17 protein-coding genes, 1 tRNA gene and 1 other RNA gene are annotated in these 23,009 nt (G+C 71.4%); 12 read left to right on the forward strand and 7 right to left on the reverse strand.

The window, feature by feature from the left end:
- Nucleotides 1–13: 13 nt before the first annotated feature.
- Nucleotides 14–1,207 carry a chromate efflux transporter gene (chrA, locus tag AC2DGY_RS04490; protein WP_484508504.1) on the reverse strand — a complete coding sequence of 398 codons (1,194 nt, stop codon included), beginning with the start codon at nt 1,205–1,207 and terminating at the stop codon, nt 14–16.
- Nucleotides 1,208–1,344: 137 nt separating this feature from the next.
- Between chrA and AC2DGY_RS04495 the strand changes: the two genes are divergently transcribed.
- Both AC2DGY_RS04495 and AC2DGY_RS04500 read left to right on the forward strand, forming a co-directional pair.
- Entirely contained in the window at nt 1,345–2,331 is a 987-nt protein-coding gene (locus AC2DGY_RS04495) for an arsenic resistance protein (protein ID WP_484508505.1), read from the forward strand.
- A gap of 104 nt (nt 2,332–2,435) precedes the next feature.
- A complete protein-coding gene (locus AC2DGY_RS04500; protein WP_484508506.1) occupies nt 2,436–2,972 on the forward strand; it encodes a pyridoxamine 5'-phosphate oxidase family protein in 537 nt (178 codons plus the stop codon).
- Between the two features lie 15 nt (nt 2,973–2,987).
- Here the strand turns inward: AC2DGY_RS04500 and AC2DGY_RS04505 are convergent, their stop codons facing one another.
- Together AC2DGY_RS04505 and AC2DGY_RS04510 are read right to left on the reverse strand one after the other, a co-directional pair.
- The gene (locus AC2DGY_RS04505; protein ID WP_484508507.1) at nt 2,988–4,496 is read right to left on the reverse strand and encodes a SulP family inorganic anion transporter; all 1,509 of its coding nucleotides are present in this window, start codon (nt 4,494–4,496) and stop codon (nt 2,988–2,990) included.
- An 86-nt stretch (nt 4,497–4,582) separates the two neighbouring features.
- Nucleotides 4,583–4,981, reverse strand: coding sequence for an arsenate reductase ArsC (locus tag AC2DGY_RS04510; protein ID WP_484508508.1), 399 nt, complete (start codon nt 4,979–4,981; stop codon nt 4,583–4,585).
- A 148-nt stretch (nt 4,982–5,129) separates the two neighbouring features.
- Between AC2DGY_RS04510 and AC2DGY_RS04515 the strand changes: the two genes are divergently transcribed.
- On the forward strand, nt 5,130–5,648 hold the full coding sequence (locus tag AC2DGY_RS04515; RefSeq protein WP_484508509.1) for a hypothetical protein: 519 nt from the start codon (nt 5,130–5,132) through the stop codon (nt 5,646–5,648).
- Nucleotides 5,649–5,735: 87 nt separating this feature from the next.
- Here AC2DGY_RS04515 and AC2DGY_RS04520 read toward each other — a convergent pair.
- The 4 genes from AC2DGY_RS04520 to AC2DGY_RS04535 form a co-directional block, all read right to left on the reverse strand.
- Nucleotides 5,736–5,820, reverse strand: a tRNA-Ser gene (locus AC2DGY_RS04520).
- 60 nt (nt 5,821–5,880) lie between these two features.
- Nucleotides 5,881–8,232, reverse strand: a complete 2,352-nt coding sequence (locus tag AC2DGY_RS04525) for a transglutaminase TgpA family protein (RefSeq protein WP_484508510.1) — start codon at nt 8,230–8,232, stop codon at nt 5,881–5,883.
- Complete coding sequence (locus AC2DGY_RS04530; protein ID WP_484508511.1) at nt 8,222–9,466, reverse strand: DUF58 domain-containing protein; 1,245 nt, start codon at nt 9,464–9,466, stop codon at nt 8,222–8,224. Before AC2DGY_RS04530 ends, AC2DGY_RS04525 begins: the two co-directional genes overlap by 11 nt.
- 7 nt (nt 9,467–9,473) lie before the next feature.
- On the reverse strand, nt 9,474–10,481 hold the full coding sequence (locus AC2DGY_RS04535) for an AAA family ATPase (RefSeq protein ID WP_484508512.1): 1,008 nt from the start codon (nt 10,479–10,481) through the stop codon (nt 9,474–9,476).
- A 165-nt stretch (nt 10,482–10,646) separates the two neighbouring features.
- Between AC2DGY_RS04535 and ffs the strand changes: the two genes are divergently transcribed.
- From ffs to AC2DGY_RS04580, 9 genes are all read left to right on the forward strand, one after another.
- Nucleotides 10,647–10,743, forward strand: an RNA gene (ffs, locus tag AC2DGY_RS04540) — signal recognition particle sRNA small type.
- 83 nt (nt 10,744–10,826) lie between these two features.
- Nucleotides 10,827–13,007, forward strand: a complete 2,181-nt coding sequence (gene pta, locus AC2DGY_RS04545; RefSeq protein WP_484508513.1) for a phosphate acetyltransferase — start codon at nt 10,827–10,829, stop codon at nt 13,005–13,007.
- Entirely contained in the window at nt 13,004–14,242 is a 1,239-nt protein-coding gene (locus tag AC2DGY_RS04550; protein WP_484508514.1) for an acetate/propionate family kinase, read from the forward strand. Before pta ends, AC2DGY_RS04550 begins: the two co-directional genes overlap by 4 nt.
- Nucleotides 14,243–14,306: 64 nt before the next feature.
- Entirely contained in the window at nt 14,307–15,047 is a 741-nt protein-coding gene (locus AC2DGY_RS04555; RefSeq protein ID WP_484508515.1) for an HAD family hydrolase, read from the forward strand.
- 40 nt (nt 15,048–15,087) lie between these two features.
- Complete coding sequence (locus AC2DGY_RS04560) at nt 15,088–17,631, forward strand: glycoside hydrolase family 65 protein (RefSeq protein WP_484508516.1); 2,544 nt, start codon at nt 15,088–15,090, stop codon at nt 17,629–17,631.
- 98 nt (nt 17,632–17,729) lie between these two features.
- Nucleotides 17,730–19,997 carry a DNA polymerase III subunit gamma and tau gene (locus AC2DGY_RS04565; protein ID WP_484508517.1) on the forward strand — a complete coding sequence of 756 codons (2,268 nt, stop codon included), beginning with the start codon at nt 17,730–17,732 and terminating at the stop codon, nt 19,995–19,997.
- A gap of 3 nt (nt 19,998–20,000) precedes the next feature.
- Nucleotides 20,001–20,594: a recombination mediator RecR gene (gene recR, locus AC2DGY_RS04570; protein WP_484508518.1), complete on the forward strand. Its 594-nt coding sequence runs from the start codon at nt 20,001–20,003 to the stop codon at nt 20,592–20,594.
- A complete protein-coding gene (locus tag AC2DGY_RS04575) occupies nt 20,591–21,526 on the forward strand; it encodes a DMT family transporter (protein WP_484508519.1) in 936 nt (311 codons plus the stop codon). Before recR ends, AC2DGY_RS04575 begins: the two co-directional genes overlap by 4 nt.
- Nucleotides 21,527–21,715: 189 nt before the next feature.
- Nucleotides 21,716–23,002 (forward strand): aspartate kinase, encoded by a 1,287-nt coding sequence (locus tag AC2DGY_RS04580; RefSeq protein ID WP_484508520.1) that lies wholly within the window; start codon nt 21,716–21,718, stop codon nt 23,000–23,002.
- The last annotated feature ends 7 nt before the right edge of the window (nt 23,003–23,009 follow it).

The following is a 23,009-nucleotide window of genomic DNA, read 5'->3' on the forward strand; positions in this document are numbered from 1 at the left end:
GCCGCCGGCGGCATCACCCGGGGAGGAGGGCGAGGATCACACCGCCGACCGCGCCCACGACGACGACCGCCCACGGCGGACACCGCCATGCCGCAAGCAGCACGAAGCACACCAGAGCCAGCGCAAGGTCGGCCACGCCGCCGATCGCCGTTGTGAAGACGGGCGTGTACAGGGCGGCGGCGAGGATGCCGACGACCGCCGCGTTCGCGCCGCGAAGAAGGGGTGGCGCCCACCACCGCCGGCGGAGCCCGTTCCAGAACGGCATCACACCGGTGAGCAGAAGGAACCCCGGAAGGAAGATCGCCGCCGTGGCGCTCACCGCACCGAGGACGCCGCCGGGGCCTACCTCGGCGAGGGCGCCGAGGTAGGCGGCGACGCTGAACAGCGGCCCCGGGACGGCCTGGGCTGCCCCATACCCCGTGAGGAACTCGTCGGCACTCACGTGCCCGGTCTGCACCACGGCGGATTCGAGGAGGGGCAGGACCACGTGCCCGCCCCCGAAGACCAGCGCGCCCACCCGGAAGAACGCGTCGAACAGCTCGATGCCTCCCGCACGAGTGACCAGGCCCAGCACCGGCAGGCCGACCAGCAGCACGGCGAGCACGCTGAGACAGACCACGCCGACCGTTCGCGACACCGGGAATCGCAGCCCCGGCTCCTCGGATGCCGGTGCCACGGTCCGGCAGAACAGCAGTCCGGCCCCCGCGCCCAGCGCGATGGCGAGGATCTGACCCACCGATCCGCCCCACAGCAGCGCGAGCACCGCCGCACCGAGGGCGATCGTCGCGCGCTGCCGGTCGGGTGTCAGCGTCCGCGCCATCGACCACACCGCGTGCGCGACGATCGCGACGGCGACGATCTTCAGCCCATCGACGGCTCCCTCGGCGACGGGCCCCTCGTAGAGGTCGGCACCGGCGGCCACCGCTCCCATGAGCACCGCGGAAGGAAGCGTGAACGCTACGAAGGCCGCGAGCGCGCCGACGGCGCCGGCGCGCAGCATCCCGACAGCGAACCCGACCTGGCTCGACGCCGGTCCGGGAAGGAACTGGCCGAGGGCCACCACATCGGCGTACTGCTCCTCGCTGAGCCACCGCCGGCGGGTGACGAACTCGTCGCGGAAGTACCCGAGGTGCGCGATCGGACCACCGAAGGACGTCACGCCGAGCTTCAGGAAAGCGCCGAACACCTCTGCCACGGGATGCCGCACGTCAGAACCCCACCAGCGACGGGTGAACGGCGCCTGAACGCGCGCACGGGCGTGCGGTCGACATGACGGAAGTCTCGCACCGCCCGCGCGGTCGTCCCGATTCGCGGGCCGCGTGGCGCGTGACTGAAGATGGGCGCATGCGGCACGTGATCGAGAGGATGCAGGCGCGCCAGGTCGCGCTTTACCTGCTGGCGATCGCCGTGGGCGCCGTGCTCGGCTGGGGGCTCCCCGCGCTGGCCGCTGCGCTCGAATACGCGATCGCTCCGGTACTGGCGGCCCTCCTGTACGTCACCTTCCTCGCCGTGCCGTTCGGGCGGGTGGCCCACGCGCTCGCCGACCTGCGGTTCCTCGCCGTCGTCCTGGTGCTCAACTTCGTCGTGGTGCCGGTGGTCGTCTTCGGGTTGAGCCGGTTCGTCGCCTCCGACCAGGCGCTGCTGGTGGGCGTGCTGCTCGTGCTCCTGACCCCCTGCGTCGATTACGTCATCGTCTTCTCCGGCCTGGCCGGCGGTGACCGCGAGCAGCTCGTCGCGGCCACGCCGCTGCTCATGGTGGCCCAGATCGCGCTGTTGCCCCTCTCGCTGCGGGTGATGGCCGGAGCGGAGGTGGCGGCGGCGATCGACGTGCGACCCCTCGTGGAGTCGTTCGTCGGGCTCATCCTGGTTCCGCTGGTGCTCGCGGTGGTCTCGCAGTCCCTGGCACGCCGCTTCGCGCGCGCCCGGCCCGTCGTCGAGGGGGCGATGGGAGCGATGGTGCCCCTGATGATGCTCACGTTCGTGGTGGTGATCGCCTCCCAGCTGGCACGCGTGGGTGCCGCTTTCCCCTCGCTGGTTGCGGTCATCCCCGTCTTCGTCGCCTTCGTCGTCGTGCTCGCCCCCGTCGGGGCGCTGTTCGCTCGGGCGGCCGGACTGGAGAGACCGGCGCGCATCGCCGTCACCTTCAGCGGTGTGACGCGGAACTCGCTCGTGGTGCTCCCGCTGGCGCTGGCTCTTCCACCGGCGCTGTCGATTGCTCCGCTGGTCGTGGTGACGCAGACCCTCGTCGAGCTGGTCGCCATGGTGACGCTGGTCGCCGTCTTTCGCGCCGGGCGGCGATCGGCGCCCTTCGCCGCATCCACGCCGGTGTGATGCGGCCGCTCGCGGAGCGGATGCGGTAGCGCGACGAGGAGGAGACACGTAGATTGCCCCGTGAGAGGTGCGCGCAGCCGGTACGAGCGATGAAGGAGGCGCCCATGGCGGACAACTCCCGCGGGGCGAACCGCGACGATCCCGTAGGCACGCTCACGACGGCCGAGTGCTGGGTCCTTCTCGAACACACCCGTCTGGGTCGCCTCGCCCTGCTCGATTCCGCAGGGGAGCCCGAGGTCTTCCCCGTCAACTTCACCAGCAGCGAAGGCTTCCTCTACATCCGCACGGCCAATGACAGCAAGCTGCGCCATCTCCGGGTACGACCGCGGGTCGCCTTCGAGGTGGACGGGAACATCGACGACACGCACTGGAGCGTGCTCGTGCGCGGGAACGCCGCGCAGGTGACCGTCGACGAGGAGATCCGTCGCAGCGGAGTCGGTCGGCTGACCTCGGCGAGCCCGGCGGCCAAGCCGTTCTACATCCGGATCGCCCCGTCAGCCATCACCGGCCGCCGATTCCGGGAGGGGGCTGCCCAGCCGTTCTCCGCCCCGCGGACGGGCCCGCTGGATCGGGGCGCCGGCGTCCCGCGGTCCACGCGCCCGAACCCGATCCCGCACCTGCCGCCGTTCGAGGAGCAGTAGCCGACCTGGTCGGGCTCAGGCCCCCGCGGTGAGCCTGCCGTGGAATCGGGTGGACGCGTCGTTCATCCCCTCGAACGTGGCCGTCTTCCCGAGGCGCTCGTACTTCGCCTGGATGGCATCCAGCGCCGCGACCGTGGACGCGTCCCACACGTGCGAACGCGACAGGTCGATGATCACCCGGTCGGGGTCGCGGGTGTAGTCGAACTGCGTCGTCAGGTCGTTGCTGGAGGCGAAGAACAGCTCGCCGTCCACGGTGTAGCGCGCGGTGGGGACGGGGTCGGCGGCGACGACGCGGGTGACGGTCGTGAAGTGCGCCACTCGCCGCGCGAACAGCAGCATCGCGGCCACCACGCCGGCGCCGACTCCGAGGGCGAGATTGTGGGTCCAGACGGTGGTCGCCACCGTCACGACCATCACGAGAGTCTCGCTCTTGGGCATGCGGCGCAGGGTGCTGGGGCGGATGCTGTGCCAGTCGAAGGTCGCGACGGAGACCACGATCATCACGGCGACCAGGGCCGCCATGGGGATGACGGCCACGACATCGCCGAAGACCAGCACCAGCACGAGCAGGAAGACCCCGGCGAGGAACGTGGAGATGCGGGTGCGCGCGCCTGACGCCTTCACGTTGATCATCGTCTGGCCGATCATCGCGCATCCCCCCATGCCGCCGAACAGTCCCGACAGGATGTTGGCGGTGCCCTGCCCGAGCGCTTCGCGCGTCTTTCGCGAGTGCGTGTCGGTGATGTCGTCGACGAGCTTCGCCGTCATCAGCGACTCGAGGAGACCGACGATCGCCATCGCTGCCGCGAAGGGCCCGATGATCCCGAGGGTCTCCCACGTCAGCGGCACGGTCGGGACGAACAGCTCGGGCAGGCTCTGGGGGAGTTCCCCCTGGTCGCCGACGGTGGGCACCGTCAGGCCGAGGACGACCGCGGCGGCGGTGAGGAGCACGATCGCCACCAGCGGCGCCGGGACCACCTTGGTCACGCGGGGCATCAGGTACATGATGAGCAGCCCGATGGCGAGGAGCGGATACACCAGCCACGGCACGCCGATGAGGTGCGGCACCTGCGAGGCGAAGACGAGGATCGCCAGCGCGTTGACGAACCCCACCATGACGCTGCGGGGGATGAATCGCATGAGCCGCGCGACCCCGAGCGTCGCCAGGACGATCTGGATGAGGCCGCCCAGAAGCACGGTGGCGAGGAAGTAGTCGATGCCGTACTCGCGCGCCACGGGAGCGATGACCAGCGCGACGGCGCCGGTTGCGGCGGTGATCATCGCGGGGCGGCCGCCGAGGAAGGCGATGGCGACGGCCATCACGAACGAGGAGAACAGCCCGAATCGGGGATCGACCCCGGCGATGATCGAGAACGCGATCGCCTCGGGGATGAGCGCGATGGCGACGACGAGACCGGCCAGCACCTCCCGGGTGAGGAGGCGCGGGCTGCGCAGCGCCTGCCATACGGTGGGTTCGATGCGGTAGCGGGTGGCGGGATCCTGGGCGGGGACGACGGCGGTCAACGTTCTCCTGTGGTCGGCGCCGGAGCGCGGCGCACAGGCACTCTACCGGGCGGCAGAGCCTCGCCCGGCCGGCCCGCGGGCGCCACTCACGAGACGATTTCGCCGATCAGGTTCTCCACGCGACCGCGGATGTCGTCGCGGATGCGGCGGACGGCCTCGAGGTCCTGTCCGGCTGGGTCCTCCAGCACCCAGTCCTCGTACCGCTTACCGGGGAAGATGGGGCACGCGTCGCCGCATCCCATCGTGATGACGACGTCGGACTCGCGTACGGCATCCACGGTGAGAACCGTCGGGGTGTTGCCGGCGATGTCGATGCCTTCCTCGCTCATTGCGGCCACCGCGACGGGGTTGATGGCATCCTTCGGCTCAGACCCGGCTGAGCGGACGTCGATCCGGTCGCCGGCGAGGGACTGCAGGTAACCCGCGGCCATCTGCGAACGGCCCGCATTGTGGACGCAGACGAAGAGCACGGTCGGGCGGGTCATGGCGGTAGTCCGTTCGTCGAGGGCGTCAGGCGTCCGAGTCAATACTGACGGAGACAGGTGAACGCGCGATGAATGTCATCGACTGGAGGCGCGCCGGGGAGCCACGCCGGGACACGTGAGTAGGCTCTCGCCTCAAGAACAGAAAGCCGTGGACATGCTTCAGCGGATGGTTCTCATGGGAGACGTGCTGGACACTCTCCGGGAATGCTCGACAGATGACGCCGTGACGGTCGTCGCCGAGGGCGACGTGCCGGCCGGTGCGCGCACCCTCGTCATGGGAGTCGATCTTCGTGGCGTCCCCTCACGCGGGGCGGCGAAGGTCCGCCTGCGCGCGGCCGGCCGGCTGGCCGCCGCGAGGGCCGGGGAAGGCGATGCGCTGCGTCATGTGGTGATCGCAACGGCCATGGACCAGCGCATCGTGCATCACTTCGATCGTGTGGCGTCGGCGATCGCGACCCACGTGCACTCGGAGGTGGAGAGGGCCGCCGGGCGCGAGGTCGAGGTCACGCTCCTCGACGTCTCCGGGTGCGACAACGGGCGCCTGCTCCGGGACAGACTCCACGAGCGCTCCGCCGACCGCACCGGCTCCCACGGCGTGGTCGTCTTGAACTGGGACGACATCCGCTCGCGCTCGATCGCCCGCGCGGCGAACGAGCAGTACATCTGAGAGCCATCACTCGTGGGGGCCGGAGCTCTCGTCCTTCCGATGAATGAGAGAAGCGCCGCGCCCTCGGGCGCAGCGCTTCTCGATCGGCGGAGGATAGGGGATTCGAACCCCTGAGAGCTTTCACTCAACACGCTTTCCAAGCGTGCGCCATAGGCCACTAGGCGAATCCTCCTCGGCCCCGGAGGACCGCCGACCATCCTACCCGCAACCGTCAGTGCGCCCGAACCGTGGGTCAGCCGGCCGTCGCGGGCTCGGGCGGATGGGCGTAGGCGGAACCGGGGCGGATGACGAGGGAGCGGGGGAGGACGCTGGCCAGGATGCGCCGCCCGGGCACCACGCCGCTGCGCATCCCCACGCGGACGGACTCCAGGGCGGCGGCGAGGTCTTTGTCGGAGCGTGAGCCTGAGCCGGATCGGGCGCGTGACGACCCGGCGTCGGCGTAGCTGGCGCGCTCGATCGCGGTCACGAGGACGCCGACCGCGGCGGCGGGGGCGCCGTGCACGTCGACGAGGCGCGAGCCGAACGCGCGCGGCGACTCCGCCCCGGGCACCGCGATGCCCAGGTCGATCGCGAGTTCCTGGACGGCCAGCCAGGCGCCGCCGGCATCCCCACCCGCGGCTGCGGCAACCGACCGGCGCCGGCGGATGTCACGCAGGAGCCCCGGCACGGCGAGCACGGCGAGGACGAGCAGCGCGGCGCCGATCCCCGGCCACGGGTTGCTTCCGCTTGTCGTCCCGCTGCCGCCCGCGCCGGCTGTGAGGTCGTCTTGCGGGAGGGGCCCCGTCGTCGCCGGCGCCGACGGCTCGGGCGCGGGCTGCTGGGCCTCCTGAGGTGCCTGGTCGGCGGGCGTGCCGGTGCCCGGTGTGACGGCGGAGCTGAAACTGGTCGCCACTCCGAGGCTGTTGGTCGGGTCGAACGGCACCCAGCCGATCCCCTCGAAGTGCACCTCCGGCCAGGCGTGCAGCTGGCTGCTGGAGACGGTGTAGACCGTCTGTCCCTGACTGGACTCGCTCGTGTTCGAGCCGGGGAGGTACCCGACGACGATGCGGGCGGGCATCCCGAGCGTGCGCGCCATCAGCGCGAAAGCCGACGCGAAGTGGACGCAGTAGCCCTCGCGCACCTCGAGGAAGTCCGCGACGGCGTCGGATCCGGAGCCGTCGAACCCGTCCTCCACCGGCGCCTCGAGGGAGTAGGCGAACTGCGGCCCGCGGAACCAGGACTGCAGGCTCTGCAGGGCGTCGTAGTCGTTCTGCGCGCCGCCGGCGACCTCCTGCGCGGTCGCCGCGATCACCTCCGGCATCCCGTCGGGAAGCGCGAACGTCTCCTCCGGCGCGGCTCCTCCGGCCTCGCGAGAGCGGATCTGCTCGAGCGTGGGGCGCGGCAGCGCGGTCGTGACCTCGTACACCTGACCCTGGGCCGATCCGGTACGGGTGACCACGGTGCGGTTCTCGGACAGCGCACCCCACTCGCCCTCGAGACCGGACAGCGACATGGCCGGGTACGGCACAGGCAGCCACGGGGAGTTCAGTTCCCGGATCTCCACCGTGGTGCGGTACTCGGACACGTCGATGCCGGAGTCGATCTCCACTTCGGGAAGCGCCCCCTCCTCCACCACCGGCAGAGGACGCCCCGCATCCGGCTCCCAGACCGAGCCGTCGAACTCGGAGAGGGTCACGGCGCGCAGGTACGGGGGGCTCGGAGCGGTCGAGCGCACCGACAGCACCTCCGTCTCGCGAGGCTGGCGGAGATCATCGCCGAGCTGCAGCGTGGGGTCGATGGTCGGTCCCGCGCCGAAGCCGCCGGAGCCGGCGCGCGCCACGGGGGAGGGAAGCAGGGGGCCGGCCACGAGGGCGACGACCACCGCGATCGCCCCGATGGCGCTCGCGGTGGCAGTGGCGCCGCTCCGGCGGCCGGGAGCCGGCACCCCCCGGCCCGGGCGCGCCTGCTCGGTCGGGTGGCTCTGCCGGGCGCGGGTGTCCACGCGCAGCAGGAACAGGATGCTGGCGGAGAGGATGACGAAGCCCGTGAGGTTGATGTCGCCGGGCACCGCGACCGAGGGAACCAGCGAGATCGCGACCAGCCCGACCGCCGCCAGGAGCGGCATCCGCGCGGTGAGGACGACATGGTCGATCGCGAGAGCGAGGAGTCCCACGGCGCCGATCAGGATGAACGCGAGCGGTGCCCCCGCCTCCAGGGGTGCCGCGCCTGAGACGATCTCGTCGACGCCGGCCGAGACCAGGGCGGGCACCATCGCGACGGTGTCGGGCGTGGGGATGACCCACACCAGGGCCGTGGAGCGACCGAACATCGCCGTGAGAATCAGCACCCAGACCGCCGCCTCCAGCGCCGCGACGGCAACGCCGTGAAGGCGGAACCAGCGGGCAACGAGACCGGCGGCCACGACGGCGGCGGCCAGGACCGCCGCGCCGAGCACCCACGGGCCGCTTTCGATCACGCGGAGAAGCGGCATCGATGCTCCCGCCAGAGCGACGAGGACGCCGGCGGCCAGCAGGACGTCGGTCCGTCGCCGACCGGTCGGCACGGCGCGGGAGTCGGTGCGCTCGCCGCGGTGCTCAGCGGACATGGGCGGCCCCCTGGCCGAGGGCGCTTTCCCAGGCGCGCGAGAGGTCTCCGCCGGGCGCGACGGAGGAGGCGGACCATCCGAAGCCCCGCACCCGGTCGACGGAATCGGCAGCCGCTCCGATGGCGAGCAGGACCGGCAGTGAGGAGTGGTGCGCGAGCGGCGCGAGGGCCTCGGCGTCTTCGGAGTCGAGCCGGCCGGTGATGAGCACGACGGGCCCCGTGAGGATGCCGGCGAACAGGGCGGGGACGTGTGCGAGGTCATCGCCCTGGCGGGCGGTGAGGGTGGCCACCTGTGCGGCCAGGGCTTCGACGTCGAACACCTCGCCCCCTGCGAGCGGGTCGGACAGCTCCGTGCCGTCGGAATCCAGCAACGCCACGGTGTATCCCTCGCGGACGAGCTGCATCACGGCCGACATGGCCAGCGAGACGCCCGTCTCGAAGGCGCCGTCGTTGCCGGGCGCCCGCATCGCGCCGGTTCCCCAGCGCGAGCCGCCTCGGTCGAGCACCACGGTGGCTTCGGGGCTGGCCTCCTGCTCCTCCTGGCGCACCATGAGCGTGTCGCGGTGGGCGGTGGCGCGCCAGTGGATGCGGCGCATCGAGTCCCCCGACGCATAGGGCCGCGCGACGAGGTTGTCCGCTCCCTGCCCGAGCTGCGCGGTGGCCGCGGGAAGCATCCCGCCGGCCTCGCCGGGGGCGGTGGGCAGCGGCGACAGATCGACGATGGCGGGGGCGACGGTCACGCGGGTGCGGCCGCCGAGGACGAAGCGTCGGCGGACGAGCCCGAAGGGGTCGGTGGCGGTGATGATGAGGGGGCCGATCGAGTGGATGCCGCGGCTGCGCCCCTCGACGGTGTACCGGAGCTCGACCGCTCCGTCACCGCCCCGGAGGCCCGAGACCATCGCCGGGAAGATTCCGCGGGCGCGGCCGGCGAGGCCGCGCGGCAGGGTGTCCTCCCACGTGCCGGGTGCGGTCGGCAGCGCGGAGCGCATCCCCACGCGCACGCGCACCTCGCTCGCCCGTCCGACGGCTGCCACGTCCGGCAGGAGCGAGCGGGCGACGGCCTCGGTGCGGCGCGCGACGAACAACGAGACGATGCTTCCGGCCGCCACGGCCAGCAGCAGCACCCCGAAGTACACGAGCTCTCCCAGCCCGGCTTCGTGGGCGACGACGAACGCGGCGAGCGCGAGGGCGACGGCGCCGGTGCCTCGGGCCGTCAGCGGCCACACGCGCTTCACGGCCGTCTCACGTGCGCACCGCCAGCGGGACGCGGACGGAGCCGACGATCCGCTCGAGCGCCGCTGCGATCACGTCGATCGAGGACCGGCCCCCGGCGGCGGCGCGACGGGGGATGAGGCGGTGGGCGAAGACCGGGGCAAGCAGCGCGCTCACGTCGTCGGGGATCACGAAGGAGCGTCCATCGAGGGCTGCCCACACCTTCGCGGCGCGCACGAGCTGCAGGGTGGCGCGAGGACTCGCCCCGAGCCGCAGATCGGGGTGGGAACGGGTGGCCTGTGCGAGCGCCACGGCGTAATCCTCCACGGCGGGCGAGACGTGCACGGCGCGCGCCCACGCGATCAGCTCGGTCACGCGCGCGGCGGTTACGACCGGTCGGATCCCCTCGAGCGGGTTCACGGTGTCGCGCTGGCGCAGCATGAGGGCTTCGCTGCGCGCGTCGGGGTACCCCATGGAGATGCGCATCATGAACCGGTCGCGTTGGGCCTCCGGGAGCGCGTACGTGCCCTCCATCTCGAGAGGGTTCTGCGTCGCGACGACCAGGAAAGGGTCGGGGAGGAGGTGGGTGCGTCCGTCGACGGTCACCTGCTTCTCCTCCATGGCCTCCAGCAGGGCCGACTGCGTCTTGGGGGAGGACCGGTTGATCTCATCCGCGATCACGACGTTGGCGAAGATGGCCCCGGGCTTGAACTCGAACTCGCGGTCCACCGGGTTGAAGACCGACACGCCCGTGACGTCGCTCGGCAGGAGGTCGGGTGTGAATTGGATGCGACGCACGCCGGCGTCGATCGAGGCGGCCAATGCCCGCGCCAGCATCGTCTTGCCGACGCCCGGCACGTCTTCGATCAGCAGGTGCCCCTCGGCGAGGAGACTGACCAGCGCCGAGCGCACCGCATCCGGCTTCCCGTCGATGACGCGGGAGATGGACGCCAGGATGCTGCCGGTGAGCTGCCCGAAGTCTTCGCGGGTGAGCGCCTGGGTCGCCGGGGCGTGTGCGGTCGTCGCCGTCTCGTTCATACGGTCCCTCGGGTCGGGGCGATGGGCGCCGCCGCCCGTCGTTACCTGATCGTAACCCCGCGATCGATACCCGAGGCTGGGAGAAACCTGCCCTTGTTGCGGCCGCGGGAGCGGGGCAACCCTCCGGCCGCATTGGGAGGGCGCCGGCGGACCCGGTAGAGTGATGGCGGCTCTCCGCGTGGCGGCATCCAGGCCAACTCCCCCAGGACGGAAACGTAGCAAGGGTAACCGGGCTCTGCTGGGTGCGCGGAGAGTCTTTCTTTTTTGCCGCACGCCCGGGTGCGCGGGCGCGATCGTGACGCAACCCCCCGGGCGTCGACCGCCCGCCGCGCCTAGGGTGGAACCGTGGCGCAGAGCATCTACATCACGTCGGCAGAAGGCCACTCGGGCAAGTCCACGGTCGCGCTCGGGGTGCTCGACGCGCTCAGTCACGCGACGCCGCGAGTCGGGGTGTTCCGCCCGATCGCCCGCTCCACGGCCGAGCGGGACTATGTGCTCGAGATGCTGCTGGACCATGACGGGGTCGACCTCGACTACGACGACTGCATCGGCGTCAGCTACGACGACGTGAGGTCGGACCCGGATGCGGCGCTCGGCCGCATCGTCGAACGGTACAAGGCCGTCGAGGCCCAGTGCGACGCGGTGGTGGTGATCGGCAGTGACTTCACCGACGTGTCCAGTCCGGCCGAGCTCGGCTACAACGCGCGCATCGCCGCGAACCTCGGGGCGCCCGTTCTTCTCGTCCTCGGCGGCCGCGCGGGACAGGGGCAGGGGGAACAGCTCGGCACCAGCACGGCCCGCACGCCCGAGGAAGTCGGTCAGGCGGCATCGCTGGCCCTGGTCGAACTCGCCCACGAACGTGCGGAGTTGTTCGCCGTCGTGGTGAACCGCGCCGACCCGGAGCGGCTCGATGAGGCCGTCGCGGCGCTCCGCGACATCGTCGACACCGAGAGCGCCCGCGCCGTGCCGGGGCGGCGGGTCTCGGTGTGGGCACTGCCTGAGGATCGTTTCCTCGTCGCCCCGTCGGTGCGCGGTGTGCTGCGCTCGGTCGGCGGCGAACTCGTCAAGGGCGACCCGGCGCTCCTCACCCGGGAGGTGCTCGGGGTGGTGGTCGCCGGCATGTCGATGGTGAACGTCCTGCCGCGGCTGACGGAGTCGGCGGTCGTGGTCATCCCCGCCGATCGGGCCGAAGTGCTGCTGGCGACGCTGCTGGCCAACTCCTCCGGCACGTTCCCCTCGCTCGCCGGCATCGTGCTCAACGGCGGGTTCCCCCTGCCCGAGCCGATCGACCGGTTGATCGACGGCCTCGGGTCGTCGCTGCCGATCATCGCCACCGACCTCGGCACGTATGACACCGCCGTGCGCGTGATGAACACGCGAGGCCGCCTCGCCGCCGATTCCCAGCGTCGCTACGACACGGCGCTGGCGATCTTCGAGCGGCACGTCGACACGGCCGAGCTCACGCGCTCCCTGGGTGTCGCCCGGCCCAGCGTCGTCACGCCGCTGATGTTCGAGTACGGACTCGTCGAACGAGCCCGCCGCGATCTCCGCCACATCGTGCTCCCGGAGGGCAACGACGACCGGGTGCTGCGCGCGGCGGCCACGGTGCTGGCCCGCGGCATCGCGGAGCTGACGATCCTCGGCGACGAGAGCGAGGTGCGCGGGCGCGCGACCGAGCTCGGCATCGACCTGGCCGCCGCGCGCATCGTGAGCCCGTTCGATCCGTCTCACGTCGACCGCTTCGCGCGCGAGTACGAACGCCTCCGCGCGCATCGCGGCATGACGTACGACCGCGCCGCGGACACCGTCACCGACGTGTCGTACTTCGGCACGCTCATGGTCCACCTCGGTATGGCCGACGGGATGGTCTCGGGCGCCGCGCACACCACGGCCCACACCATCCGCCCGGCGTTCGAGATCATCAAGACGCGGCCGGGCGTCTCGGTCGTCTCGAGCGTCTTCCTCATGGCGCTGGCCGATCGGGTGCTCGTGTACGGCGACTGCGCCGTCATCCCCGATCCCACGAGCGAGCAGCTCGCCGACATCGCGATCTCCTCGGCGGCGACCGCCGACCAGTTCGGCATCGATCCGCGGGTGGCGATGCTGTCGTACTCGACGGGGGAGTCGGGCAAGGGCGCCGAGGTGGAGAAGGTGCGAGCCGCCACCGCGCTCGTGCGGGAGCGCGCCCCCCGGCTGCTGGTGGAAGGGCCCATCCAGTACGACGCGGCCGCCGATGCGGCCGTTGCGCAGGCGAAGATGCCGGGGTCCGACGTCGCCGGACGGGCGACGGTGTTCATCTTCCCCGACCTGAACACCGGCAACAACACCTACAAGGCGGTGCAGCGCTCGGCCGGGGCTGTCGCCATCGGGCCGGTGCTGCAGGGCCTCAACAAGCCGATCAACGACCTCTCGCGCGGCGCGCTCGTCGATGACATCGTCAACACCATCGCCATCACCGCGATCCAGGCTCAGGGCGGCTCCTCCGACCTCCTCGACCCGCGTGGGACGGGGGAGGGGGACGCATGACCGCGGTGCTCGTGATCAACTCCGGTTCGTCGTCGTTCAAGTATCAACTCCTGGACACCGAGACCGAGGAGGTGCTGGCGACCGGACTCGTCGAGCGCATCGGCCAGGCATCCGGGGCTGCGCGGCACACGGTCTCCTCCGCCGCACTGACGGCGGGGGCGGAGGAGCCCGCCCTGACGGTGACGGATGCGACGTACAGGATCGACCGGGAGATCCCCGATCACACCGTGGGTTTCCAGGTGATGCTCGACGCGTTCGCGGCGCACGGCCCCTCGCTCCGGGAGCATCCGCCCGTCGCGGTCGGGCACCGTGTCGTGCACGGCGGCGCCCGCTTCTACGAGCCGACCCTGATCACGCGCCTCGTCGAGATCAACATCGCCGATCTCGGGGTCCTCGCGCCGCTCCACAACCCCGCCAACCTCGCCGGCATCGTCGCGGCGCGCACGGCCTTTCCCGACGTGCCGCATGTTGCCGTCTTCGATACCGCCTTCCACCAGACCCTCTCCCCGGCCGCCTACACCTATGCCATCGACGCCGACCTCGCGCGGGCGCACCGCATCCGCCGGTACGGCTTCCACGGGACCAGCCACCAGTTCGTCAGCGCGGCCGCCGCAGCCTTCCTCGGCCGGCCGCTGGACGAGCTCAAGCAGATCGTCTTCCACCTCGGGAACGGCGCGTCGGTGACCGCGATCGACGGGGGCCGCTCGATCGACACGTCGATGGGCCTCACCCCCCTGGAGGGCCTCGTCATGGGCACGCGCTCGGGCGACCTCGACCCCGCCGTGCTCCTGCACCTCGCCCGCCGCGCCGACATGTCCATCGCCGACCTGGACGACCTGCTGAACAAGCGCTCGGGGCTGCTCGGACTCGCCGGTGTCAGCGACATGCGCGACATCCGCGCGGGCGTCGACGCGGGCGATCCGCAGATCACTCTCGCGTGGGACGTCTACGTCCACCGCCTCCGCGCGTATGCGGGCGCCTACCTCGCCGAGCTGGGCGGGGTCGATGTCATCTCGTTCACGGCGGGGGTGGGGGAGAACACCCCGGAGGTGCGTGCGGAGTCGCTCGCCACCCTCGGGTTCGCCGGTATCGAGATCGACCCCGACCGCAATGCGGCGCGGCAGCGCGGCATCCGCGTGATCTCCACGGATGCGTCGGCGGTGACCGTTCTCGTCGTGCCGACGAACGAAGAACTCGAGATCGCCCGGCAGACGCTGCAGGTCGCGGGGCTCTGACCGGCCGCCGCCGGCCCCGCAAGCCGCCGCGCCCTCGTGTGTCCGGGCGAACTACGCTGAATCCGTGCCCGACGGAACCCACGCCCCCTTGCCCGATCTCACCGCCTACGACGCCGTCCTGTTCGACCTCGATGGTGTGCTGACCCCCACCGCGGAGGTGCACATGCACGCGTGGCGGACGATGTTCGAGCAGCTGTTCGCGCAGTGGAACATCCAGCCGGCCTACACCGACCGCGACTACTTCGAGTATCTCGACGGAAAGAAGCGATACGACGGGGTGGCCGGTCTCCTCCGCAGCCGCGACGTCGAGGTGCCGTGGGGAGAGCCGTCCGACCCCCCAGAGGCCGACACCGTCTGCGGCATCGGCAATCGCAAGAACCTCGTCTTCGCCTCGGTGCTGCGCGCGGAGGGCATCGCGCCCTATCCGGGGTCGGTCCGGCTGATCGACAAGCTCCAGGCCGCCGGCGTGCCCATCGCGGTCGTCTCCAGCTCCAAGAACGCCGAAGAGGTTCTCGCGGCCGCCGGAATCCGCGACCGCTTCCCCGTCGTCATGGACGGCGTGATCGCCGAGCGCGACCACCTCGCGTCCAAGCCGGCCCCCGACGTCTTCGTCGAAGCGGCCCGGATGCTGGGGGTCGACCCGTCGCGGTCGGTCGCCATCGAGGACGCCCTCAGCGGGGTGCAATCGGCCGCGGCGGGCGGCTTCGCCGTCGTCGTCGGGGTCGACCGCGGCGCCGGGGGAGAGGAACTTTCCGACGCCGGGGCCACCGTCGTCGTCCAGGACCTCTCCGCGTTCGTAGACTGACATTGAGGCATCCCGATTCCTCCGCAGTGGAAGGCCGTAAATGATCGATCGAGGTCGGTTTCCCGTCGATGAGTGGCAGCTCATCGAGACCGAGGGGTCTCTCGACGACGCCGGCGTGACCGAGACGCTGTTCTCCGTGGGGAACGGCTACCTGGGACTGCGCGGAAACCATCCGGAGGGCCGGTTCGCGCAGGAGCAGGGCACCTTCATCAACGGCTTCCACGAGATCTTCCCGATCCGTCACGCCGAGCAGGCCTACGGGTTCGCCGAGGTCGGGCAGACGATCATCAACGCGCCGGACGCGAAGGTGATCCGCGTGTACGTGGACGACGAGCCGCTGTCCTTCGATGTCGCGGACGTGCGCGAGTACGAGCGAGTCCTCGACATGCGCGAGGGCGTGCTGCGTCGGCGCGTGCAGTGGGTCACCCCGTCGGGGAAGCACGTCGAGCTCGAGGACGAGCGTCTCGTGTCGTTCGAGGAGAAGCACCTCGCGGTGATGAGACTGACCGTCACGGTGCTCAACGCCGACGCTCCGGTGACGATCAGCTCGCAGCTGATCAACCGGCAGGACGGCGAGGGCATCTACGGCGGATCCCCCATGGCGGGGAAGAAGAGCCGGTCCGGGTTCGATCCTCGCAAGACCGAGAAGCTGCAGGAGCGGGTGCTCCAGCCGCAGGAGTACTGGCAGGACGGTGACCGCTCGGCGCTGACCTACCGCGTGAGCGAGTCGGGCATGACCCTGGCCGTCATCGCCGACAACATCCTCGAGACCGAGAACGACTACACCGCGCGCCGACTCATCGAGCCCGACATCGCCAAGAACGTCTTCCGCGTCGAGGCGCGCGCGGGGGTCCCCACGACCCTGACCAAACTCGTCAGCTATCACACCTCGCGGGGCGTCCCCACGGGCGAGCTCCTGGACCGGTGCCGCCGCGGTCTCGACCGCGCCGAGGCGCTCGGCGTCGACGAGCTCTTCAGGCGTCAGCGCGCATGGCTCGACGCGTTCTGGGATCGCTCCGACGTCCGCATCGAGGGGCACCCCGACCTCCAGCAGGCGACCCGCTGGTGCCTGTTCCAGCTCGCTCAGGCGACGGCGCGTGCCGACGGGCAGGGCGTGCCCGCGAAGGGCGTGACCGGCTCGGGCTATTCCGGCCACTACTTCTGGGACACCGAGATCTACGTCCTGCCGTTCCTGGCGTACACGACGCCGCTGTGGGCGCGGAACGCGATCCGGATGCGGTACCTGATGCTGCCGGCGGCCCGCAAGCGCGCACACCAGCTGAACGAGGCCGGGGCGCTCTTCCCGTGGCGCACGATCAACGGCGAGGAGGCGTCGGCGTACTATGCCGCCGGCACCGCCCAGTACCACATCAACGCCGACGTGAGCTTCGCGGTGGCCAAGTACGTGCGCGCCACCGGCGACGTGGACTTCCTCGATTCCGAGGGCGTGGACATCGCCGTCGACACCGCGCGGCTGTGGGCCACCCTCGGCTTCTGGCGGTCGGGAGACGGCGTCATCGACGGCGAGGGGGAGACGTTCCACATCCACGGCGTCACCGGCCCCGACGAGTACACCACGGTTGTCAACGACAACCTGTTCACGAACGTCATGGCCCGCTTCAACCTCCGCTTCGCCGCGCGCACGGTGCGGGAGATGGAGGAGGCCGACCACGACGCCTACCTGAAGATGGTCGAGCGGATGAACCTCGACCCCTCGGAGCCGGAGATGTGGGAGCGGGCCGCCGAGGCCATGCACATCCCCTACAGCGAGGCCCTCGGCATCCACCCGCAGGATGCGGTGTTCCTGGAGAAGGAGATCTGGGACCTCGAGCACACCCCGGCCGATCAGCGTCCCCTGCTGCTGCACTTCCACCCGCTCGTGATCTACCGGTACCAGGTGCTCAAGCAGGCCGACGTCGTGCTGGCCCTGTTCCTGCAGGGCAACCACTTCACCGACGATGAGAAACTCGCCGACTTCGAGTACTACGACCCGCTGACCACCGGCGACTCGACCCTGTCCGCGGTGGTGCAGTCGATCCTCGCCGCGGAGGTCGGCTACCAGAACCTCGCGCTGGAGTACTTCCGCGACGCCCTGTTCGTCGACCTCGGCGATCTGCACCACAATGCGGCCGACGGCGTGCACGTCGCCTCCGCCGGTGGCGTGTGGACCGCGCTGGTGTCGGGCTTCGGTGGCATGCGCGACCATTTCGGCGAGCTCACGTTCGACCCGCGCCTCCCGGCGGAGTGGCCGTCGCTGGCGTACGTGCTGCACTGGCACGGTACGCGGCTGGATATCACCCTCACCCGCGATCTCCTCACGATCGAGGCGGGCGACGGCGACCCCGTCCAGTTCTCCGTCCGCGGCGTCGGGTACACCGTCCACGGCGGCGGACGCGTCGAGGTGCCGCTGCTCGGGCAGGGTCCGGTCATCCCGGGCAAGCCCTCCCTGCGACAGTTCGCCGACGCTCGTCGTGAGGATGGCACGTTCCTGTCGGTCTCGGTCCCGACCGTGACGGCCACGATCCCGGTGGTGGGCGACGATATGCAGGACATGCAGGTCCAGTCCCTCGGGGTCGACAGCTGAGCCGGACCTCGGGCGTGAGTCGGCTGCGTCGGCGCAGCCGTCTCGTCCACCTGGGGAACGGCGGGCGGGATGTCTGCGGCACACCGTAGGCTGGTTGCGTGACGACCGCCCTGTACCGCCGCTACCGCCCTGAGGCGTTCGGCGAGATGATCGGGCAGTCCCAGGTGACCGAGCCGCTGATGACCGCACTGCGCAGTGATCGCGTCGGCCACGCGTACCTCTTCTCCGGTCCGCGAGGCTGCGGCAAGACCACCTCCGCCCGCATCCTCGCCCGGTGCCTCAACTGCGCCGCGGGCCCCACCGACACCCCGTGCGGCACGTGCGACAGCTGCGTGGAGCTCGGCCGCGGCGGCGGCGGCTCGCTGGACGTCGTGGAGATCGATGCCGCCAGCCACAACGGCGTCGACGACGCGCGCGACCTGCGGGAACGCGCGATCTTCGCCCCGGCCCGCGATCGCTTCAAGATCTTCATCCTCGACGAGGCCCACATGGTCACGCAGCAGGGTTTCAACGCGCTGCTGAAGCTGGTCGAGGAGCCGCCCGATCACGTCAAGTTCATCTTCGCCACGACCGAGCCGGAGAAGGTGCTCGGCACCATCCGATCGCGCACGCACCACTACCCCTTCCGTCTCGTGCCGCCCGCCGCCATGCTCGAGTACGTCCAGGAGCTGTGCGAGACCGAGGGCGTGGCGGTGGAACCGGGCGTGCTTCCGCTCGTGGTGCGCGCCGGCGGCGGATCGCCCCGCGACACCCTCTCGCTGCTCGACCAGCTCATCGCCGGCTCCGACCCGTCGGCCGATTCCGGGCTCGTGACGGTCCGCTACGAGCGCGCCGTGGCGCTGCTGGGATACACGCACGCGGAACTGCTCGACGAGGTCGTCGACGCGTTCGGCTCGGCGGATGCGGCGGCGGCCTTCACCGCCGTGGACCGCGTCGTGCAGACCGGCCAGGACCCACGCCGATTCGTCGACGACCTGCTCGAGCGGCTCCGCGACCTCATCGTCATCGCGGCGACGGGGCAGGGTGCCTCGGCGGTGCTGCGCGGAGTGCCGGCGGAGGAGCTCGAGCGCATGGGACGCCAGGCCGCCGTGTTCGGCGCCGACCGTCTGTCGCGAACTGCCGATCTCGTCGTCGCGGCGCTGGATGAGATGACCGGAGCGACATCGCCGCGTCTCCAGCTCGAGCTGCTCGTCGCGCGGGTTCTCGCGCGCACGTCGCGCGGCGCCGCTGCGCCGGCACCGGCCGGCCCGGCACCTGCCGCTGCGCCGGCTCCGGCCGCTCCGCCGGCACCTGCCGCTGCGCCGGCTCCGGCCGCTGCCCCGGCTCGCGCTGCCGCCACGGTCCCGGCTGCCGCCCCGGCTTCGACCCGTGCTGCGGGGGCCCCGGTCGCTCCCGCTCCCGCCACCGCCGTTGCTGAGCGGGGAGCGCGCGACGACGAGCCCGCCACCGCGCAGCCGCGGGTCGCTGCCGAGCCGCCGCAGCGCGACGAGACGGCCGCGCCTCCCGCCGACCCGCCCGTCCCCATCGCCGAGCCCGCCGGGGCACCGGCGGAGGCCGAGACGGAGTTCGCGCCGCCCGCCGCCGCCGGCCCCTTCACCGCCCAGCGCATGCGCGACGCCTGGCCGGAGGTGCTCGGCCGGCTCGAGACCCTCAGCCGATCGTCCTGGCTGCTCGCCTCCGGCGCGCGGGTGATCGACCTGGATGACGATGTGCTCACCCTCTCGTTCGCGAGTCAGAGCGACCTGTCGGCGTTCAAGAAGAGGGCGGCCGGTAACGGCCCGAGCGAAGACCTGCGGCAGGCGATCCTCGGCGTCCTGGGCATCCGGGTGAAGTTCCTCGCCAAGCACGACGGCGACGGCCCGGGCGGCAGCGCGCCGCCGGCGCCCGAGTCCGCGCCGCCGCCCGAGTCCGCACCGCCGGAGCGGCCCGCGCGGCGCCCCACCGCGGCATCCACCGCCCCCGTGACCGAATGGGCCGTGGCGCCCATTCCGTCCACCCCGCCGGACGATTTCGACGCACCGCCTCCGCCCCCCGAGGCGCGGGGCGCGGTGGCGCAGTTCCCCGTCGACGACGAACCCGAAGACGCCGCGCCCGCCGCGCGGGCGGTCGCGACTCTCTCCCGGGTCCGCGAGGGCGATGTGCTGCCCGACGGCGACCCCGGCGAGGCCCCGCCCGAGGACGAGCCCGAAGACCTGCCCGCTCCAGAAGACCTCCGCGACGCCCCCGTTCCGCCGGTCGTGGCCCCGCGCATCGCGCCGCCGGCGCGCCCGGGCGTGCAGCGCTACGGCGAAGCGGTGGTCCGGCAGGTGCTCGGTGCGAACTTCGTCCGGGAAGAACCCCACCAGGCGCCGACGAGGTTCAACTGACCCATGTATGACGGCATCGTCCAAGACCTGATCGACGAGTTCGGCCGGCTCCCCGGTATCGGCCCGAAGTCGGCACAGCGGATCACCTTCCACATCCTGCAGTCGCCGTCGTTCGACGTGTCGCACCTCGCGAAGCTGCTGGCCGAGGTGCGCGAGAAGGTGCGGTTCTGCGAGGTGTGCGGCAACGTGTCCGAGCAGGATCGGTGCTCGATCTGCCGAGACCCTCGCCGCACTGCGACCCTCATCTGCGTCGTCGAGGACGCCAAGGACGTCGCGGCGATCGAGCGCACGCGCGAATTCCGGGGTCTCTACCACGTGCTCGGCGGCGCCATCAGCCCGATCGCCGGCGTCGGGCCCGACGATCTGCGCATCACGCAGCTGATGCAGCGACTGGCCGACGGCACGGTGCAGGAGGTCATCCTCGCCACGAACCCGAACCTGGAGGGCGAGGCCACCGCGACGTACCTGAGCCGTCTGCTGCACACGCTCGAGATCCGCGTCACGCGGCTGGCCTCGGGCCTGCCCGTGGGCGGCGATCTCGAGTATGCCGACGAGGTGACGCTGGGCCGGGCCTTCGAGGGACGACGGACCCTGTGAGCGACAGCACCACCGGGTTCAGCCGGCGTGCCTGGCTCCTCTTCGTCGCGATGGCCGTGCTGTGGGGAATGCCGTACCTGTTCATCAAGCAGGCGGTGGACTCGCTCTCACCGCCGGCGGTCGTCTGCATCCGCACTCTCGGCGCCGCATTGCTGCTCCTGCCGTTCGCGCTCCGCGGCGGCGTGCTGCGACAGGCGCTCCGCGCGTGGCGCTGGGTGCTCCTCTTCGGACTTCTCGAGATGGCCGCGGCGTACCTCCTGCTCAGCCACGCCGAGCTGACCCTGTCGTCGGGGATGACGGGTCTGCTCGTGGCCACCGTTCCCCTCTTCGGCGCGATTCTCGCCTTCGCCGCCGGTGATCGCGGAGCGCTCGGTCCGCTGCGCGCCACCGGGCTCGTGGTGGGGTTCGCGGGTGTCGCTGTCATCGTCGCCGGGCCCGGTCTCGCCCTCGGCTCCGGATCGGGCGGCCTCATCGCCGCCGGAGAGGTGCTGCTGGCGGCGATCTGCTACGCCGTCGCGCCGTTCATCGTGACCAAACGCCTGTCGCACGTGCCGACGCTGGGCGCGGTGACGTTGTCGCTGCTGGTCGTCGGTATCGCGTATCTGCCGGCTGCGCTCCTCACGCAGCACACCCCGCCCACCACCACGAGCCTCCTCGCCGCGGCGGCGCTGGCGGTGCTGTGCACGGCGCTGGCATTCCTGGCGTTCTTCGCCTTCATCGCCGAGGTCGGTCCGGCTCGCTCGACGCTGTTCACCTATGCGAACCCCGTCGTCGCGATCGCGCTGGGCGTGCTCATCCTGGGCGAATCCCTCTCGTGGGGGCTCCTCCTGGGGTTCCCCCTCGTGATCGCGGGATGCTGGCTCGCCGCCACCGGCGGCACCACGCGGATTCGCCGGCGCTCCCGAGTAGCGCCCCCGGTCGCCCCGGGCTGACCCGCCTCCGGCGCGCCCGTCCCGCCGCCACCCGACGCGGACGCCCGTCCTTCCCCGGCGCGTGGACGCCGGAGGATGCGGGCCGTATGTCGGCCGCGGCATCCGTGCGTCCGTAAGATGGTGCGTCGGGCGTGGCATCCGCCCGCTCAGCGTCGGCGGCAGCCGGCGACAGGTCCCGGGAGATCGAACGTGGCGCTGATCGTCCAGAAGTACGGCGGATCGTCCGTGGCTGACGCCGAGAGCATCAAGCGCGTCGCCAAGCGGATCGTCGACACCCGCCGGGCCGGTCACGAGGTGGTCGTCGCGGTGAGCGCCATGGGCGACACCACCGACGAGCTGCTCGAGCTCGCTGCGGAGGTCGCCCCGATCCCCGCCCCCCGCGAACTCGACATGCTGCTCTCCAGCGGAGAGCGCATCGCCATGGCGCTGCTGGCCATGGCGATCCACTCGATGGGCTTCGAGGCGCGCTCGTTCACGGGCAGCCAGGCCGGCATGATCACGGACGGGACCCACGGCGCGGCCCGCATCGTGGATGTGACGCCCGTGCGTCTGCGCGAAGCGCTTGATGAGGGCGCCATCGTGATCGTGGCCGGGTTCCAGGGGTTCAATCGCGACACGCGCGACATCACCACCCTCGGCCGTGGCGGGTCCGACACCACCGCCGTCGCCCTGGCCGCCGCGCTCGAGGCCGATGTGTGCGAGATCTACAGCGACGTCGACGGCATCTTCACCGCCGACCCCCGGGTCGTGCCCCGCGCCCGCAAGCTCGACCGCATCTCCAGCGAGGAGATGCTCGAGCTCGCCGCCAACGGCGCGAAGGTCCTCTACATCCGCGCGGTGGAGTACGCCCGCCGCCACGGCGTCATCATCCACGCGCGCTCGACCTTCAGCTCGGGCGAGGGCACCTGGGTGCTCGACCCCTCCCGCACGTCCCACCTCATCCCCGAGGGAGCCCCCATGGAAGAGCCCATCGTCGCCGGCGTCGCCACCGACCTCAGCCAGGCGAAGATCACCGTCATCGGCGTGCCCGATGTGCCGGGCAAGGCCGCGGAGATCTTCAAGATCGTCGCGAAGTCCGGCGCCAACGTCGACATGATCGTGCAGAACGTCTCGGCCGCCGCCACCAGCCGCACCGACATCTCCTTCACGCTGCCCAAGACGGATGCGGCGACCGCTCTGAAGGCGCTGGCGGCCGACCAGTCCGCTGTGGGCTTCGAGAGCCTCGTGCACGACGACCAGATCGGGAAGCTCTCCGTCGTCGGCGCGGGGATGCGGACGCACTCGGGCGTCTCGGCGACCCTGTTCGAGGCGCTGAGCGTCGCCGGGGTGAACATCGAGATGATCTCCACCTCGGAGATCCGCATCTCGGTGGTGCTCCGCGGCGATGACCTGGCCGAGGCCGCCCGCGTCGTGCACTCGGCGTACGGCCTCGACGGCGACGTGGAGGCGACCGTCTACGCCGGCAGCGGCCGCTGAGCCCGCC

The organism is Microbacterium sp. Z6_144 (genome assembly GCF_057197625.1).

Coding starts and splice junctions, on each gene's coding strand:
- AC2DGY_RS04550 (WP_484508514.1), top strand. CDS start 13,004: ATGACCGCGGTGCTCGTGATCAACTCCGGTTCGTCGTCGTTCAAGTAT.
- AC2DGY_RS04560 (WP_484508516.1), top strand. CDS start 15,088: ATGATCGATCGAGGTCGGTTTCCCGTCGATGAGTGGCAGCTCATCGAG.
- AC2DGY_RS04495 (WP_484508505.1), top strand. CDS start 1,345: ATGCGGCACGTGATCGAGAGGATGCAGGCGCGCCAGGTCGCGCTTTAC.
- AC2DGY_RS04525 (WP_484508510.1), bottom strand. CDS start 8,232: ATGTCCGCTGAGCACCGCGGCGAGCGCACCGACTCCCGCGCCGTGCCG.
- AC2DGY_RS04500 (WP_484508506.1), top strand. CDS start 2,436: ATGGCGGACAACTCCCGCGGGGCGAACCGCGACGATCCCGTAGGCACG.
- recR (WP_484508518.1), top strand. CDS start 20,001: ATGTATGACGGCATCGTCCAAGACCTGATCGACGAGTTCGGCCGGCTC.
- AC2DGY_RS04510 (WP_484508508.1), bottom strand. CDS start 4,981: ATGACCCGCCCGACCGTGCTCTTCGTCTGCGTCCACAATGCGGGCCGT.
- AC2DGY_RS04535 (WP_484508512.1), bottom strand. CDS start 10,481: ATGAACGAGACGGCGACGACCGCACACGCCCCGGCGACCCAGGCGCTC.